Annotated in this window: 17 protein-coding genes; 10 read left to right on the forward strand and 7 right to left on the reverse strand. The window is 61.1% G+C overall.

Features of this window, described 5'->3' with window-relative positions; genetic code table 11:
• Window positions 1-159 precede the first annotated feature (159 nt).
• From dgcN to NH195_RS02500, 3 genes are read left to right on the forward strand one after another with little or no spacing between them, the layout of a single operon-like run.
• The gene (dgcN, locus tag NH195_RS02490) at window positions 160-1,161 is read left to right on the forward strand and encodes an N-acetyltransferase DgcN (protein ID WP_066702577.1); all 1,002 of its coding nucleotides are present in this window, start codon (window positions 160-162) and stop codon (window positions 1,159-1,161) included.
• A gap of 47 nt (window positions 1,162-1,208) precedes the next feature.
• Window positions 1,209-2,177, forward strand: coding sequence for an N-acetyl-D-Glu racemase DgcA (gene dgcA, locus NH195_RS02495; protein WP_066702580.1), 969 nt, complete (start codon window positions 1,209-1,211; stop codon window positions 2,175-2,177).
• Between the two features lie 20 nt (window positions 2,178-2,197).
• The gene (locus tag NH195_RS02500) at window positions 2,198-3,058 is read left to right on the forward strand and encodes a D-amino-acid transaminase (RefSeq protein WP_066702582.1); all 861 of its coding nucleotides are present in this window, start codon (window positions 2,198-2,200) and stop codon (window positions 3,056-3,058) included.
• Window positions 3,059-3,109: 51 nt separating this feature from the next.
• Here NH195_RS02500 and NH195_RS02505 read toward each other — a convergent pair whose 3' ends face one another.
• From NH195_RS02505 to NH195_RS02525, 5 genes are read right to left on the reverse strand one after another with little or no spacing between them, the layout of a single operon-like run.
• Entirely contained in the window at window positions 3,110-3,505 is a 396-nt protein-coding gene (locus NH195_RS02505) for a hypothetical protein (RefSeq protein WP_066702584.1), read from the reverse strand.
• Complete coding sequence (locus NH195_RS02510) at window positions 3,495-4,124, reverse strand: DUF5671 domain-containing protein (RefSeq protein ID WP_066702586.1); 630 nt, start codon at window positions 4,122-4,124, stop codon at window positions 3,495-3,497. Before NH195_RS02510 ends, NH195_RS02505 begins: the two co-directional genes overlap by 11 nt.
• Window positions 4,121-4,450: a DUF1244 domain-containing protein gene (locus tag NH195_RS02515; RefSeq protein ID WP_066702587.1), complete on the reverse strand. Its 330-nt coding sequence runs from the start codon at window positions 4,448-4,450 to the stop codon at window positions 4,121-4,123. The genes NH195_RS02510 and NH195_RS02515 overlap by 4 nt, the downstream gene beginning before the upstream one ends.
• Before the next feature lie 3 nt (window positions 4,451-4,453).
• Window positions 4,454-4,798, reverse strand: a complete 345-nt coding sequence (locus NH195_RS02520) for a 5-carboxymethyl-2-hydroxymuconate Delta-isomerase (protein ID WP_066702588.1) — start codon at window positions 4,796-4,798, stop codon at window positions 4,454-4,456.
• 2 nt (window positions 4,799-4,800) lie between these two features.
• A complete protein-coding gene (locus NH195_RS02525) occupies window positions 4,801-5,574 on the reverse strand; it encodes an N-formylglutamate amidohydrolase (protein ID WP_066702589.1) in 774 nt (257 codons plus the stop codon).
• 138 nt (window positions 5,575-5,712) lie between these two features.
• Here NH195_RS02525 and pyk point away from each other — a divergent pair, with 138 nt between their 5' ends.
• From pyk to pheT, 7 genes are all read left to right on the forward strand, one after another.
• Window positions 5,713-7,161, forward strand: a complete 1,449-nt coding sequence (gene pyk, locus NH195_RS02530) for a pyruvate kinase (RefSeq protein ID WP_066702596.1) — start codon at window positions 5,713-5,715, stop codon at window positions 7,159-7,161.
• A gap of 18 nt (window positions 7,162-7,179) precedes the next feature.
• Window positions 7,180-7,401 (forward strand): hypothetical protein, encoded by a 222-nt coding sequence (locus NH195_RS02535; protein WP_066702599.1) that lies wholly within the window; start codon window positions 7,180-7,182, stop codon window positions 7,399-7,401.
• Between the two features lie 123 nt (window positions 7,402-7,524).
• The gene (rpmI, locus tag NH195_RS02540) at window positions 7,525-7,725 is read left to right on the forward strand and encodes a 50S ribosomal protein L35 (protein WP_066702600.1); all 201 of its coding nucleotides are present in this window, start codon (window positions 7,525-7,527) and stop codon (window positions 7,723-7,725) included.
• Window positions 7,726-7,741: 16 nt separating this feature from the next.
• Window positions 7,742-8,104 (forward strand): 50S ribosomal protein L20, encoded by a 363-nt coding sequence (rplT, locus tag NH195_RS02545; RefSeq protein WP_066702601.1) that lies wholly within the window; start codon window positions 7,742-7,744, stop codon window positions 8,102-8,104.
• Between the two features lie 119 nt (window positions 8,105-8,223).
• The gene (gene pheS / locus NH195_RS02550; RefSeq protein WP_066702603.1) at window positions 8,224-9,294 is read left to right on the forward strand and encodes a phenylalanine--tRNA ligase subunit alpha; all 1,071 of its coding nucleotides are present in this window, start codon (window positions 8,224-8,226) and stop codon (window positions 9,292-9,294) included.
• Window positions 9,294-9,668 (forward strand): DUF2513 domain-containing protein, encoded by a 375-nt coding sequence (locus tag NH195_RS02555; protein ID WP_066702606.1) that lies wholly within the window; start codon window positions 9,294-9,296, stop codon window positions 9,666-9,668. Before pheS ends, NH195_RS02555 begins: the two co-directional genes overlap by 1 nt.
• Window positions 9,665-12,058 (forward strand): phenylalanine--tRNA ligase subunit beta, encoded by a 2,394-nt coding sequence (gene pheT / locus NH195_RS02560; protein WP_066702609.1) that lies wholly within the window; start codon window positions 9,665-9,667, stop codon window positions 12,056-12,058. The genes NH195_RS02555 and pheT overlap by 4 nt, the downstream gene beginning before the upstream one ends.
• Before the next feature lie 50 nt (window positions 12,059-12,108).
• On the opposite strand, the gene NH195_RS02565 is transcribed toward pheT, so the two are convergent.
• Together NH195_RS02565 and NH195_RS02570 are read right to left on the reverse strand one after the other, a co-directional pair.
• Window positions 12,109-13,590: an ArnT family glycosyltransferase gene (locus tag NH195_RS02565; RefSeq protein ID WP_066702612.1), complete on the reverse strand. Its 1,482-nt coding sequence runs from the start codon at window positions 13,588-13,590 to the stop codon at window positions 12,109-12,111.
• A gap of 9 nt (window positions 13,591-13,599) precedes the next feature.
• Complete coding sequence (locus NH195_RS02570; RefSeq protein WP_066702615.1) at window positions 13,600-15,084, reverse strand: glycosyltransferase family 39 protein; 1,485 nt, start codon at window positions 15,082-15,084, stop codon at window positions 13,600-13,602.
• Window positions 15,085-15,095 lie beyond the last annotated feature (11 nt).

A 15,095-nucleotide genomic window follows, 5' to 3' on the forward strand; every position in this document is an offset into this window, starting at 1 on the left:
TTCAAACTGCCTATTTCCTAAACAATGAAATTTATGTCCCGGTTTATTGGCTTTTTATGGGATATTCTCCCATTCTGTCAGTCTCTCTGACGCAAAATCCGAAGCACCTTTCATCGAATCTCGGTCACTGTGGGACAAACGCAACCGGAGTGCTGCACCATGATCGAAACACCGTATCTTCTTTTCCTCGGCGACGCCCCTGACCAATTGGCCGCGAAAGTGGCGCAAGGGATCAAGGATTGGCGCCCCGAATTCGCCCTCGGCCAGTTCCGCATGGAAGGCTGCAAGGCCGATATGAAACTGCCCGACATGGACCTAAAGGCCGCGAAAGAGGCGGGTGCGAAGACCCTGGTCATCGGTGTCGCCAACCGCGGCGGCGTGATCAGTCAGGCGTGGAAAAAGGTTCTGATCGACGCGCTCGAAGAGGGGTTCGACATTGCCTCCGGCCTGCACAACCTGCTGCGCGAGGAAGAAGACCTTGTCGCCGTCGCCAAGACCTTTGGTCGCACGCTGCATGACGTGCGCATCCCCTCTGTGAAATACCCGATCGCCAATGGCGTGAAGCGCAGCGGCAAGCGTTGCCTCGCGGTCGGCACCGATTGTTCCGTGGGCAAGATGTACACGGCTCTGGCGATGGACAAATCCATGCGCGAAAAGGGCATGAAGTCGACCTTCCGCGCCACCGGCCAGACCGGCATTCTGATCACCGGCGATGGCGTGCCGCTCGATGCTGTGATCGCGGATTTTATGGCGGGCTCCATCGAATATCTGACGCCGGACAACGATGCGGATCACTGGGACCTGATCGAAGGGCAGGGCAGCCTGTTCCACGTGTCCTACTCGGGCGTGACCATGGCCTTGGTGCATGGCGGTCAGCCGGATGCGCTGATCCTGTGCCATGAGCCGACCCGCGAGCATATGCGCGGTTTGCCGGGATTTGCCCTTCCGTCGCTCGAAGCGTTGAGTGACACCGCTCTGAATTTGGCGAAAGTCGCGAACCCGGACTGTAAGGTGGTTGGCATCTCGATCAACACCCAGCACCTGTCCGATGACGAGGCGCTGGCCTATCTCGCCAAGGTCGAAGAAGACATGGGTCTGCCGACGGTCGATCCGTTCCGTCAGGGTGCCGGCCGTCTGGCCGATGCGCTTGCCGCGTTGTAAGACGCAGAAGACAAGACAGGCAAGACCAGCGGAATTCGGAGGGCCTCATGACCAAGCTGACCGTCACGCAAGAGAACTTTCGTCTCGCGGAAGTGTTCACCATTTCCCGCGGATCGCGCACGGAGGCCAAGGTGGTCACGGTGCGCGCGACCGACGGGGTGCATGAGGGCTGGGGCGAATGCGTGCCCTATGCGCGCTATGGCGAAAGTCTCGACTCTGTGACGGCGCAGATCGAGGCCCTTCCCGAAGACATCACGCGTGCGACGCTGCAGGAGGTGCTTGAACCGGGGGCCGCGCGCAATGCGGTCGACTGTGCGCTTTGGGATCTGGCGGCGAAGCAGGCGGGCAAGCGGGTTTGGGACATGCTGGACCTGCCCGCCCCGATCCCGATGATCACGGCCTATACGCTGTCGCTTGCGTCTCCCGAAGAGATGCAGGCCTCTGCCGCCAAACATGCGCACCGGCCTTTGTTGAAAATCAAACTCGGCACGCCCGACGACATGGCGCGTTTGGAAGCCGTGCGTCGCGGCGCGCCGAAATCGGACATCATCGTCGATGCCAACGAGGGCTGGAGTGCCGAGGTCTATGCCGATCTCGCGCCGCATCTGGTGCGACTTGGCGTGAAGCTTGTGGAGCAACCCTTGCCTGCCGGGCAGGACGACATGTTGGCGGAGATTGAGAGGCCCCTTCCGGTCTGCGCCGACGAATCCTGTCACGACCGGGCGAGCCTGCCGGATCTCAAGGGCAAATACGATGTGATCAACATCAAGCTCGACAAGACCGGCGGGCTCACCGAGGCCCTGGAGCTGCGCAAGGCGGCCCGTGCCGAAGGCTATGGCATCATGGTCGGCTGCATGGTCGGCACCTCTCTGGCGATGGCGCCTGCCGTGATCGTGGCGCAGGGCGCGCGCGTGGTGGACCTTGACGGGCCTTTGCTTTTGGCGGAAGACCGTGCCGAGCCTTTGAAATACGACGCGGACGGGGTACACCCGCCGGCGCGCGCCCTCTGGGGCTGATGTCATTTAAGGAGAATGAAATGACCCGCACCGTCTATGTGAACGGCGAGTACCTGCCGGAAACCGAAGCCAAAGTGTCGATTTTCGACCGTGGGTTCCTGATGGGCGATGCCGTCTACGAGGTGACCTCGGTTCTGGATGGCAAGCTGATCGACTTCGAGGGGCACAAGAACCGCCTCGAACGCTCGCTGAAAGAGCTGGACATGACCGCGCCGGTCACGATGGACGAGCTTCTGGAAATTCACCGCAAACTGGTTGAGCTCAATGAGATCGACGAGGGTGGCGTGTACTTGCAAATCTCCCGTGGCGCCGATGACGACCGGGCGTTCGAATACCCCGATCCGGAGAAGGTCAAACCGACGCTGGTGCTCTTCACCCAGAAGAAGAACCTGCGCAACTCCGCCTCCGCCGACAAAGGCTACAAGGTGATTTCCATCGAGGAAATGCGCTGGGCCCGTCGCGACATCAAGACCGTGCAACTCCTGGGTGCCTCGATGGCGAAAATGGCGGCGCACAAGGTTGGCTGCGATGACGCGTGGTTCGTTGAGGACGGCTATGTGACCGAGGGCAGCTCGAACAACGCCTATATTGTCAAGGACGGCAAGATCATCACCCGTCAGCTTTCGAACAAGCTTCTGGCCGGGATCACCCGTGCTGCCGTGCTGCGCTTTGCCGCCGAGGCGCAGATGCAGATCGAAGAACGTCTCTTCACCATCGAAGAAGCACAAGCTGCGGACGAGGCTTTCTCCACCTCCGCCACCGCCTTCGTTCAGCCGATCGTCGAGATCGACGGGGCAACGCTGGGCGATGGCACGCCGGGTCCGGTGGCCAAACGTCTGCGCGAGATTTATCTCGAAGAGGCGATGAAACTCGCGGTGTAAACCGGGGTTCCATTCGGATTGAAAAGGCCCGCTCAGCGGGCCTTTTTTCGGTCAGTCGATCTTGCCGCTGATGCAGCCGTCCCGGCTGATGTCCTTGCGACCTTGCCTGTCACGCAGGCGGTCGACATCCTCGAACCTGGCGCAAAACCGATAGTCGCCGCCCGCCTGCGGCAGGTAGCGATAGCCTTCCTCCGGCAAGATTGCGTGCTCCGACAGATTGATGGAACAGGTCGTTGTATCCTCGAGCGTTGTGGGGAGGGAGGAACCGCCCTTGGCACGGGCGAGGCAGATCAATTGGCTCTGATAGGCGATCAGATCCCAATAGCGCTGGTCGTCGCGTCGTTCACTCCGTCCGGCTTCCGGCCCGCCGACGGCCAGGATGCCAGCCAGCAGAACGCCTGCGACAAGCAGTGTAAGCGCCAGTTGCGGCCAGCGCTCAGGCACCATCTTCGGCGTCCTTCATGGCACCCTGGAAATAACCGAATACGGTTCCGGCAACGGCGCCCACGAGCAGAAGCTTGAGAATGAATTCCAATGTCATATCCCCGTTCAAAAGCGCGTAGATTGCGCTCAGAACATCGCCCAGAAGCGCCAGGGATGAGAGAAACAGGGCGATGTAGCCGAACCATTTGCGCACGGCGGAGCGTTTGCGGCTCGGGTCTCGGGCGAGGCTGCGGATTTCCGTCCGTTGCATCAGCATGAACAGCGGGAAGAAGACGATGAGCGCCGAAATCGACCAGCGCATCGAGCGGTTGCTCCATGAGGAGGTATCCATGTCCGACATCCAGCGTTCGATCAGGTCAAACCCGAGATCGACAATGTGCCATGCGGTCATGCCGAGCGCCACGAACATCAACGCGTAGAAAAACGCCTCTTTCGCGGAAACATAGGGGCGCGGGCGGGGGATCGGCGGGGTAAAGGAGCTTTCTGCCCATGTTGCGAGCGCATCTTCGACCTCGGTTCTGGCCCAGCCAGCCTCCGAGAGTGCCATCGTGATCTCGTCGCGGCTGCGGCCCGAAATCAGCGCTTCGCGGACGAATTGTGCGAGCTGATCGGCGGGCTTCATTTTTGCTTGTCCGTGCCGACATTCTCGGCAAAGGCCTTGGTGAACGCCTCCTGTTTGGCGGCATCCGCCTCCGTCTGGTTCCGGGCTTTCCAGTCCTCATAGGGCATGCCGTAGTACAGTTCGCGCGCCTCGTCCTTGGTCATCTCGATGCCGCGCGCATTGGCCGCTTCCTGAACCCAGCGCGACAGGCAATTCCGACAGAAACCTGCGAGGTTCATCATGTCGATGTTCTGCACATCGGGACGTTTGGTCATGAGGTGATCGCGCAGCGTGCGAAACGCGGCGGCTTCGATCTCCACCATGGTTTTGTCGTCAATCTCCTGCATCGCTTACCCTTTCACGCGTTTGGCATAGGCCAGTTTATTCATATCCCGCACATCGACGGACAGGCTGCCGACCGTCGGCAGGACCTGATCCATCGCTTGCAACACGATATCCGACAAGCGCGCCTTTGTCTCGTCATCGCGACCTTCGAGCAGATAGAGCGTTGCATGGGCAAAGGTCGCGGGCTCCGTGCCGATCTTGAAGAACGGTTGCGGCCGGGCGCGGACCTTGAGCGCCGGGGCGTTGATTTCGACGTCTAAAATCAGCGTTTCGAACACGGTTTCGCAAAGCTGCGACATGTTGTGGCTCTGCTCTAAACCTTCGGCGAAGTCGATAACGACATGGGGCATGGTTACAATCCTGTCTCTGTCAGAGTGTCTTGAAGAATGGGGGCGAGAAGCGCGGCCCAATGGGCCTGTTGCGCCGCAGTTTCGATCAGATCGGAGCGGATTTCGATCAAAAGATTAAGCCGTCCGTGGTGCAGCGCATGGCGGTCTATGGCGTCGCCGGGCAGGTGGCCGTCATAGGGTTCATTGTCGCCGATGACCAAACGCTCGCCGATCTTTTCCGCCTCGGCCTGTAGCGTCTTGGAGGCTTCAAGAGCTGAGATGAACGGATCGGTAAAGCGCCGGTCATAGGCCGACAGAATGCCGACCTGCCAGGGGCGGCGCGGGCGGTTTTTTAGTTGCGGTGTGAAACTGTGCACCGCACAGATCACTACGTTATCACGGGTCTCGCAAAGTGCCTCATAGGCCGCGTGATAGGGGCGATGAAACAGCGCCAGCCGCCGCTCCACCTCCGCATCATCGGCGTGCCGGTTGCGCGGAATGAGCGTGCCGTCATAGAGCTTCATCACCAGTGTCGGATCGTCCTCACCCCGGTTCGGGTCGATCACCAGGCGGGAAAAATCCGTATGAATCATCGGACTGTCCAAGAGGTGCCCCAACTCCCGGCTTACTCCCAAGGCGCCGACATCATAGGCGATATGCCGTGCCATATCCTCCGGGCCGATGCCGAGATCGGGGCCGATTGCCGGCGGCACCCGGTTCGTTGCGTGGTCGCAGGTGATCAGCCAGCGCCCCGGTCTGTCGGGGCCGTCGATGCGAAATGGGGGATGATCGGTCATTTTTGCGTCACCTTTGCCTGTCACGACTGCAATACGCGCTTTGCGCAGGCAGGGCCAGTTGTGCCAGCGTCTTCTTTGCGTCATAGAGAAGGTGGCCCACCGCGAAACGTAAAAAGACCGAAAGGACATCAGGCCGTTATGAGACGCCTTCGGAATGTGAAAATCGTGGCCACACTGGGCCCGTCCTCCAATGATTACGACACCATCCGCGCGCTTTCCGAAGCGGGCGCCGATGTGTTCCGACTGAACATGAGCCATGGCGATCACGAGGAAATCCGTGCCCGCCACGCCATCATCCGCAAGATCGAGACCGATCTTGGCCGCCCCATCGCGATTCTCGCGGATTTGCAGGGACCGAAGCTGCGGGTCGGGAAATTTGCCCATGGCGCGCACGATCTCGAAGAAGGCGACAAGTTCCGCCTCGATCTCGACGATGCGCCGGGCAATGGCGACCGGGTGCAACTGCCGCATCCTGAAATTTTCGCCGCGTTGAAACCGGGCGCGACGCTTCTGGTCAACGACGGGAAAATCCGTCTCAAGGTCGAAGAGTGCGGCCCCGATTATGCCGATTGTGTCGTGACCGTGGGTGGGACGATTTCCAACCGCAAGGGCGTGAACGTGCCGGATGTGGTGCTGCCGCTGGCCGCGCTGTCGCCGAAGGACCGCAAGGATCTCGAATTCGTCTGCGAGCTGGGCGTCGACTGGGTCGCGCTGTCTTTCGTGCAGCGCCCGGAAGACATGCTGGAGGCCAAGGAGCTTGTGAAAGGCCGTGCCTCGGTGCTGGCGAAGATCGAAAAGCCCTCTGCCGTCGAAGCGTTCGAGAGCATTCTCGCCGTGTCCGACGGCATCATGGTGGCCCGTGGCGATTTGGGCGTCGAACTGCCGGTGCAGGCCGTTCCGCCGATCCAGAAACGCCTGACGCGCCGGTGTCGTGCAGCGGCCAAGCCGGTGATCGTGGCGACGCAGATGCTCGAAAGCATGATCGAAAGCCCGATGCCGACCCGCGCCGAAGTGTCCGACGTGGCAACCGCCATCTATGAGGGCGCCGATGCGATCATGTTGTCGGCTGAATCTGCGGCGGGCAATTACCCGGTTGAGGCGGTCACGACGATGAACAACGTCGCCATGTCGGTGGAAAACGATCCGGTGTATCGCGATGTGCTCGACGCCTCGCGGGCGGGGATCAAGAAACAGACGGTTGCGGACGCCATCGTGTCCGCGGCGCGCGAGATCGCCGAGACCACCGACGTGAAAGCCATCGTGTGCTACTCCGAGAGCGGCACCACCGCGGCGCTGACCGCGCGTGAACGTCCGCATGTGCCGATCATTGCCATGACGTCGCGCCGCAACACCGCGCGCAAGCTCTGCCTCTACTGGGGCATGCATTGCGTGATGACCGGTGAGGTCGAGCGCTTCAAGATGGCCGTGGTCAATGCGGCGCGGGCTGCGCGGACTTCGGGTTTTGCGACCGAGGCCGACAAGATCGTCGTGGTCGCGGGCATCCCGTTCAACCATGCTGGTTCGACCAACATTCTGCGGGTCGCGCCCTGTGAAGAGCGGCTGATCTTCAACACCGACCCGGAATAACCGGGGAACAGGGCCGCGATGGACACCGATCTTTTCCTCGTGTTGGGATCGCTTCTGTGCTGTCTGGCCCTGACCTCGGCGGCAAGCGCCTTTTCCGAAAGCCGCCGTCCCCGCACCGCCATCTGGCTTGTGCTGATCGGGGGCGGCATGGTGCTTTCGGCTTTGCTCTTGCGTCCCGGGGGATACGCATTTGCGGAGTTCCCCGAGGCCCTGATCCGGGTGCTCGGCAGATTTTTCTGAGAAACCGCACGCGCAAGGCTTGCAAATACAAGGGATCGGCTGTAATGGCAGCCGCTCATGGGACGCGTCCGGCGGTATGGCATGCCGAGTCGCGTTGAAAACCACCCCATAAAGGAGATGGAAATGCCTAAGATGAAGACGAAGTCGAGCGCGAAGAAGCGCTTCAAAATGACCGCCACCGGCAAGGTCAAAGCGGGTCAGGCCGGCAAACGCCACGGCATGATCAAACGCACCACCAAGTTCATCCGTGACGCTCGTGGCACCACGACGCTCTCCGCGCCCGACGCGAAGATCGTCAAAGGCTACATGCCGTACAACCGCTAATCAGGAGTAGAGACACATGTCCCGCACCAAAGGTGGTACCGTTACCCACGCCCGTCACAAAAAAGTTCTGAAGGCCGCCAAAGGTTACTACGGCGCCCGTTCCCGGAATTTCCGCACCGCGACCCAGGCCGTCGACAAGGCGAACCAATACGCGACCCGCGACCGTAAGGCCCGCAAGCGTAACTTCCGCGCCCTGTGGATCCAGCGGATCAACGCCGCCGTGCGTTCGCATGACGAAGCGCTGACCTACTCCAAATTCATCAACGGCCTGTCGCTGGCTGGCATCGAAGTTGACCGTAAGGTTCTCTCCGATCTCGCCATCAACGAGCCGGAAGCATTTGGTGCCATCGTCGAAAAGGCGAAGGCCGCGCTCGCGTAAGCTCCCCCACAAGGGAACGAACATTTTTGAAGCCGCGGACCTCATGGGGTCTCGCGGCTTCTTGTCTTTTGGGTCTCCCGTGGTATCGAGGCGGGGACCAATGAATACGAGGGGTTCAGATGGACGATCTGAAGAACAAATACCTCACCGCGATCTTGCAGGCCGGTGACGAGGCGACGCTGGAAGACATCCGTCTGCAAGCGGTCGGCAAAAAGGGCGAAGTGGCGCTCAAGATGCGTGAACTGGGCAAGATGAGTCCGGAAGAGCGTCAGGTCATGGGGCCGCAACTCAACGCCCTCAAGGACGAGATCAACTCCGCGCTGGCCGCCAAGAAGGTCGCGCTGGAAGACGCCGCTCTGGATGCACGTCTGGCCGAGGAATGGCTCGATGTCACGCTTCCGGGCCGTCAGCGTCCGCAAGGGACCATCCACCCGATCTCCCGCGTCTCCGAGGAAATCTACGCGATCTTCGCCGATCTCGGCTTTGCCGTCGCCGAAGGCCCGCAGATCGAGGACGATTTCCACAACTTCGACGCGCTCAACATCGCGCCGAACCACCCGGCGCGCCAGGAGCATGATACCTTCTACATGCACCGCGCCGAAGGCGACGAGCGTGCGCCGAATGTGCTTCGGACCCACACCTCGCCGGTGCAAATCCGCTCGATGATTGCCCAAGGCGCGCCGATCCGCATCATCGCGCCGGGCCGTGTGTATCGTTCGGACTACGACCAGACCCACACGCCGATGTTCCACCAGGTCGAAGGCATGGCCATCGACAAGGACATCTCCATGGCGAACCTGAAATGGGTGCTCGAAGAGTTCTACACCGCGTTTTTCGGCACCAAGGTCAAAACCCGCTTCCGCGCCTCGCACTTCCCCTTCACGGAACCCTCCGCTGAGGTGGATGTGCAGTGCAAATGGGAAAACGGCACCGTGACCGTGGGTGAGGGCGACGATTGGCTCGAAGTCCTGGGCTCCGGCATGATGCACCCCAAAGTCCTGACCGCCGGCTGCATCGACCCGAAAGAATGGCAAGGCTTTGCCTTCGGCATGGGGATCGACCGTCTGGCGATGCTGAAATACGGCATCCCGGATTTGCGGGCGTTCTTTGACTCCGACCTGCGCTGGCTGCGTCACTACGGGTTTAGTGCGCTCGGCACGCCGACGCTGGCGGGGGGGATTCACGGGTAATGCCTAAAAGAGACCTCAATCGAATTAGGGAGCTACTTCTAAAGGCAGAAGCGCGCCCGCTCGAACCCGATGATGATTTTAACGACGGTTATCTATGCTTTGATGAGACCGAGATTAGTCCTGAAGATGGCTATCAGCTTCTTTTAATGAAAGATGCTGGTCTAATTGAGGGGCGCGATGCGAGTACCGGATTGTTTCGCATCACCAATGTTGGTCATGACTACCTTGATGCAATTCGTAATGAAGGCATTTGGTCCGATACCAAAAATGCTGTTGCTGAAACAGGTGGAAGCGTGACGCTAGAAGTCGTGAAAAGTCTCGCAACCGGCTTTCTGAAAAAGAAAATCTCCCAACACACGGGGATCGAACTATGAAATTCACACTCTCCTGGCTCAAAGAGCATCTGGAAACCGAGGCCTCCCTCGATGACATCCTTTACGCGCTGACCGATCTCGGGCTTGAGGTCGAAGGCGTCGAGAACCCGCGCGACAAGCTTAAAGGCTTTAAACTCGTGAAGGTCAAAGAGGCCGAGAAGCACCCCGACGCCGACAAGTTGCGGGTCTGTCAGGTCGAGACGGACGAGGGGATGACCCAGATCGTCTGTGGCGCGCCCAATGCCCGGGCTGGGATCACCGCCGTTTTGGCGAAACCCGGCATGTATATTCCCGGCCTCGACATTACGATTTCCGTCGGCAAAATCCGCGGCGTGGAGAGCCATGGCATGATGGCGTCTGAGCGCGAGCTGGAGCTGTCGGACGAGCACAACGGCATCATCGAGCTGGAAGATGGCGAGATCGGCATGGAGTTCGCCGACTGGCTGGCGAAACATCAGCCCGCCAAGGTCGACCCTGTGATCGAGATCGCCATCACCCCGAACCGCCCCGATGCGCTTGGTGTCCACGGCATCGCCCGCGATCTCGCGGCGCGGGGGCTTGGCACGTTGAAACCGCTCAAGGTCGAGATGGTCGAGGGCAAATTTCCGAACCCAATCTCGGTGGAGATCACAGAGGCCGCGCAAGACGGTTGCCACGTCTTTGCCGGGCGTCTGATCAAAGGCGTGAAAAACGGCCCCTCGCCGAAATGGTTGCAGGATCGCCTGACCGCCATCGGTCTGCGCCCGATTTCGATTCTGGTCGATGTCACCAACTTCTTCACCTATGACCGCAACCGCCCGCTGCACGTCTTTGACGCGGCGACGGTGGAGGGCGGTCTGGTGATCGACCGCGCGAAAGGCGGCGAGGAGTTGCTGGCGCTCGACGAGAAGACCTACAAAATGCCTGAAGGCGCGATGTGCATCTTCTCCGGTGGCAAGGTCGAGAGCATCGGCGGCATCATGGGCGGCGAGGAGACCGGCTGTACGGACGAGACCACGGATGTGTTTGTTGAGGCGGCGTTCTGGAACAACCTCGACATCGCCAAGGGTGGTCGTGCGCTCAAGATCAACTCGGATGCGCGCTATCGCAACGAACGCGGCATCGACCCGGCCTACAACATGCAGGCGCTGGACGATGCGACGGCGATGATCCTTGAGCTGTGCGGGGGCGAGGCCTCTGAGGCCGTGATCGCCGGCGAGGTGCCGGATGTGTCCCGCGCCTACCACCTCGACACAGACCGGGTGCAGAGCCTTGTCGGCATGGACATCCCGGCGGAACGTCAGGTTGCCATCCTCGAAAGCCTTGGCTTCGTGATGGACGGCGATATGGCGCAAGTGCCGAGCTGGCGTCCGGACGTCTTGGGCGAGGCCGATCTGGTCGAAGAAGTCGCCCGTGTCGAAAGCCTGACGCACCTTGAACCGAAGCCGATGAAACGCCCCTCCGGCGTGGCCAAGCAAATCCTGACGCCGATGCAGGTGCGCGAGAGCGCGGCCCGTCATCAGGCGGCGGGCCTTGGGTTCAATGAATGCGTGACCTACAGCTTCATTGACCAGAAGTCGGCGGAACTCTTCGGTGGAGGCACCGATGCGGTACGTCTGGAAAACCCGATCAGCTCTGAGATGAGCCACATGCGCCCGGACCTTTTGCCCGGTCTTCTGACGGCGGCGACGCGCAATCAGGCGCGCGGTTTTGCGGACCTGAACCTGTTCGAATGCGGCCCTGCCTTCTTCGGTGGCGAACCGGGCGAGCAGCGTGCGCAAATCTCCGGTCTGCGGGTCGGCGCGACGGGGGCGAAAGACGTGCATGGCGAGCGTCGTACCTACGATCTTTATGACGCGAAAGCCGATGCGGAGGCCGTTTTGGCGGCGATTGGTGCGCCCGCCAAAGCGCAAATCCTGCGCGATACCTCGCCGTGGTTCCATCCGGGCCGCTCGGGCAAAATCTGCCTCGGTCCGAAAAAGGTTCTGGCCGAATTCGGCGAGCTGCACCCGAAGGTTCTCAAGGAGATGGGCGTCAAAGGCACTGCCGTGGCCTTTACCGTTTACCTCGAAGAGGCCCCGATGCCGCGCGGCGCCAAGATTGCACGCTCTGCCTTCTTCACCAACGACCTGCAAGCCGTTGAGCGCGACTTTGCCTTTGTCGTCGACAAGGATGTGCGGTCGCTCGATGTGGTGAATGCCGCGGGTGGGGCCGACAAGGCGCTGATCGAAGATGTGCGCGTCTTTGACGAGTTCATCGGTGGCTCTCTGGGCGAAGGTAAAAAATCGCTCGCGATTACCGTGCGTATTCAGCCGACCGAGGGCACTCTGAAAGAGAAAGACCTCGAAGAACTGTCCGCGAAGATCATCGCCAAGGTGGAAAAAGCGACCGGCGGAACGCTGCGCGGTTAAGTTCAGAATGGATGGAGAATTGAAAAACGGCGCCTATTTGGCGCCGTTTTTTATTGGTTATTTTGCAACGGGATGATCACATAGGGGACGTCGCGGGTTTTCACGTCTTCGAAGCGATAAGGGAGTGTGGCGACGCTCAGAGGGCCGGGCTCTGACACGGCGGGGATCAATCCGTGTGTGGTGAGTTTGCCCATGATCCTGTCCGGATCGGTGATGCCGATGACGACGATCCGTTCGAGATCGTCAGGGATCGTGCCGCCGGGATGCGAGGGCAGGGCGGTCCAGGACGGGCGCAGATATTTGAGATTGCCCGGATAGTAGAAGTTGAAACTGACGACGGCGGGCGGCGTGGCCCCTTCGGGCAGATCCTGCTCGATGGCTTCGGCGAGGCTCTCGATGTCGAGCGAGTCGCTACCCGCACCGCGCAGTCGGGTGTCTGCGATGGCGATGATGATCAAGAGTGCGAGCAGGGCGCAAAAGCGGAAGAAATTGCGCAGTAGGCGGGGCGTGAGTGTCGGCGCGACCCAGAGCATGAGCCCGAATGCCAGAGGGATCAGCAGAGGGATAAGCCAGCGGGCCTGGACGTCGGTGACGCCGAAGCCGACGACGGGAAGGGCGATGACGACAAGCCCCAAAGCACCGGAAGCGAGCATCCAGCGCGACAGGGTCGGCAGCCGACCGAGAGCGAAGAGGCGGCGGCCATAAGGCAGGCGCAGAGCGACAAGCGTAAGCAGGAGGAGGGCGAGCCCGGCCAGTGTCTCCGCGAGCATGGTCGTGAGCCCAAGAAGCGGTGGAGGCAGCCCCTCGAAGGTGGGCGGATGATAGAGCGTATCACTGGCGGCCGTGGTCATGCCGAGATGGGTCACGGCCCAGCCCATCGGCAGGGCCAGAAGCGCGACAGCGACGAGCAGCGTGAGCCAGAGATCGCGACGCCACAGCGCCTGACGGATTTCGGGAAACCAACCCGCAGTAAGCAAAAGGGGCAGCGGAAAGAGCCAGAAATTGTATTTTGTGATCCCGCCCAGCCCGAGGGCCACGCCCAGGAGGAGCGCATGGGACAGGCGATGGTCGCCGTTTTTTGCTGCGGCAATACGTCGGGCCATGACATTCAGCGTCGCGCCAATGAGCGCCAGCATGGCAATGCTGTGCGAACCCGCGCGCTGACCCTCCCAGGAGACGTTGGGCAAAAGCAAAAGCGCCAGCGTCACGGCGATGGCGATACGTACCGGCAGAAGGCGGCGAAACCCGTCGAAGCTCAGCGCATAGGTCAGGAACAGCAGAATGTTCTTGGGCAGGGCGATGGCGAATGTGGTGGTGCCGAAAAGGTCGAAGGTGAGCGCCTGAAGCCAGTTGTAAAGCGGCGTCTGTGGCCCGTAGCCGAGGCGATAGTCCTGCGCGAGCACGAACATCTCCGCCTCGTCGAATTCGAACGTGCCGCCCAACACAGTACGCAGCACGGTTTGCACGGTGAAATAGCCGAATAGCAAGAGGAAAAAGATCCTCGACAGTCTGGCGTCCTCGGATGTCTGCATTGGTTTTCCTTATCGTGCCGTGCCGTGGAGCAGGCGGAGGGGCAGCGTTTTCTCACCATGGTGGAACGGCAGCGCGATCTGCTGTTCTGCGCCATAGTCCGCCTCGGTCGCATAGGGCCAGCCGACCCGTGCGGCAAGCTGCGACAGACCTTGCTCTGCTCGCATGTTGCGGCTCAGAAGCAGGAGTTGAGTGGCCTCTTCCATGCGTGCTCCTGCCGGTAGATCGGAGAGAATGCGCCAATCCGGGTGGATGCGGGCCAGATTGCCGCCGACATAGAAGTCCGCGACGATCAGCGTGTCCTCCGGCAGGTCCATGTCCTCAATCATCTGAACGAGAGGCATGAAATCGAGATCGCGCCGGGCGCCGTCCTTGTAGCGATCGAGAGACAACCCGGCAAAGACCAGAACGGCCAGAAGCGCGAGGGTGCCGAGATAACCAAGGGTTGCCGCGCGGGAGAGGCGCGCCGAAAGGTGCAGGTACAGCGCAATCACCAGCGGCAGAACGATGGGCAGGAGCCAGCGCGGGGTGATGTGACCGACATCCGCGACCCAGACGAGGATCAGCCCGGCGAGGGCAAGAACCATGCCGGTTCTCTGGAACAGGGATACGGACCAATGTGCGGAGGTCTCGGCGGTCTGGCGACGCGACAGGACCCACAACACCGCCGCAACGAGCGTGGGCAGGATCAGAAGCACCACGAGCCCTTGAAGGTATAGCGACACGCCTTCGGGAATGAGCCGCGCGGCCTCTTCGGAAAGCTCCATCTTGCCGACCGAGGACAGGGCCAAATCAGGGTTGGCACGCATCCAGAGATAGGGTCCGGCCACGATGGCGGCGGCGATCACCGGGGCAATGAGCGCGCGCAGGGACAGCAGGCGCTGCCGGGCCTCGGGGATGGTCAATGCCGCAAGCACAAGTCCCGCGGGAATGGCCCAGAAATTGTATTTCGCAATGCCGCCGAGCCCCATGGCCAGCCCGAACAGTGCCCAGTGCCGCCATTGCCCGGTGCGCAGAGACCAGAGAAACCCGGCGATGGTCGCCGAGATCGTGGCCAGAAGCATGTTGGAATGGGTCGTTGCGCGCTCGGCTTCCCAGGCGATGTCGGGAATGAGGAACAGTGACAAGGCACTCAAGGCCGCGACCCGGGCGGGCACAAAGGCGCGCAGCCCGACGAAGAGCAGCGCATAGGTGGCCCAGAGCAGCAGGTTTTTGAGCAGGGAGAGCGCAAAGAGCGTCTCGCCGAAGATGGTGAATAACCCGGTCTGCAACCAGTTGTAGAGTGGCAGTTGCGGACCGTATCCCCAGCGCAGACCGGGCGTCATCAACAGCATTTCCGCCTCATCCGTCTCCAGTGCGCCGCCGAGGACCAGCCGCAGGGCGATCTGGGCGACGAAATAGAGCGTGAGGATCAGGAAAAACAGTCGCGTGGTCCGGGCTTCGGCCAGATATCCGGCCAGTGCGCCGGTCGCGCGGTCGGGGGGCAGATTGGTCATGGGGTGTGCAC

Source organism: Celeribacter ethanolicus (assembly GCF_001550095.1).
GTDB classification, from domain to species: domain Bacteria; phylum Pseudomonadota; class Alphaproteobacteria; order Rhodobacterales; family Rhodobacteraceae; genus Celeribacter; species Celeribacter ethanolicus.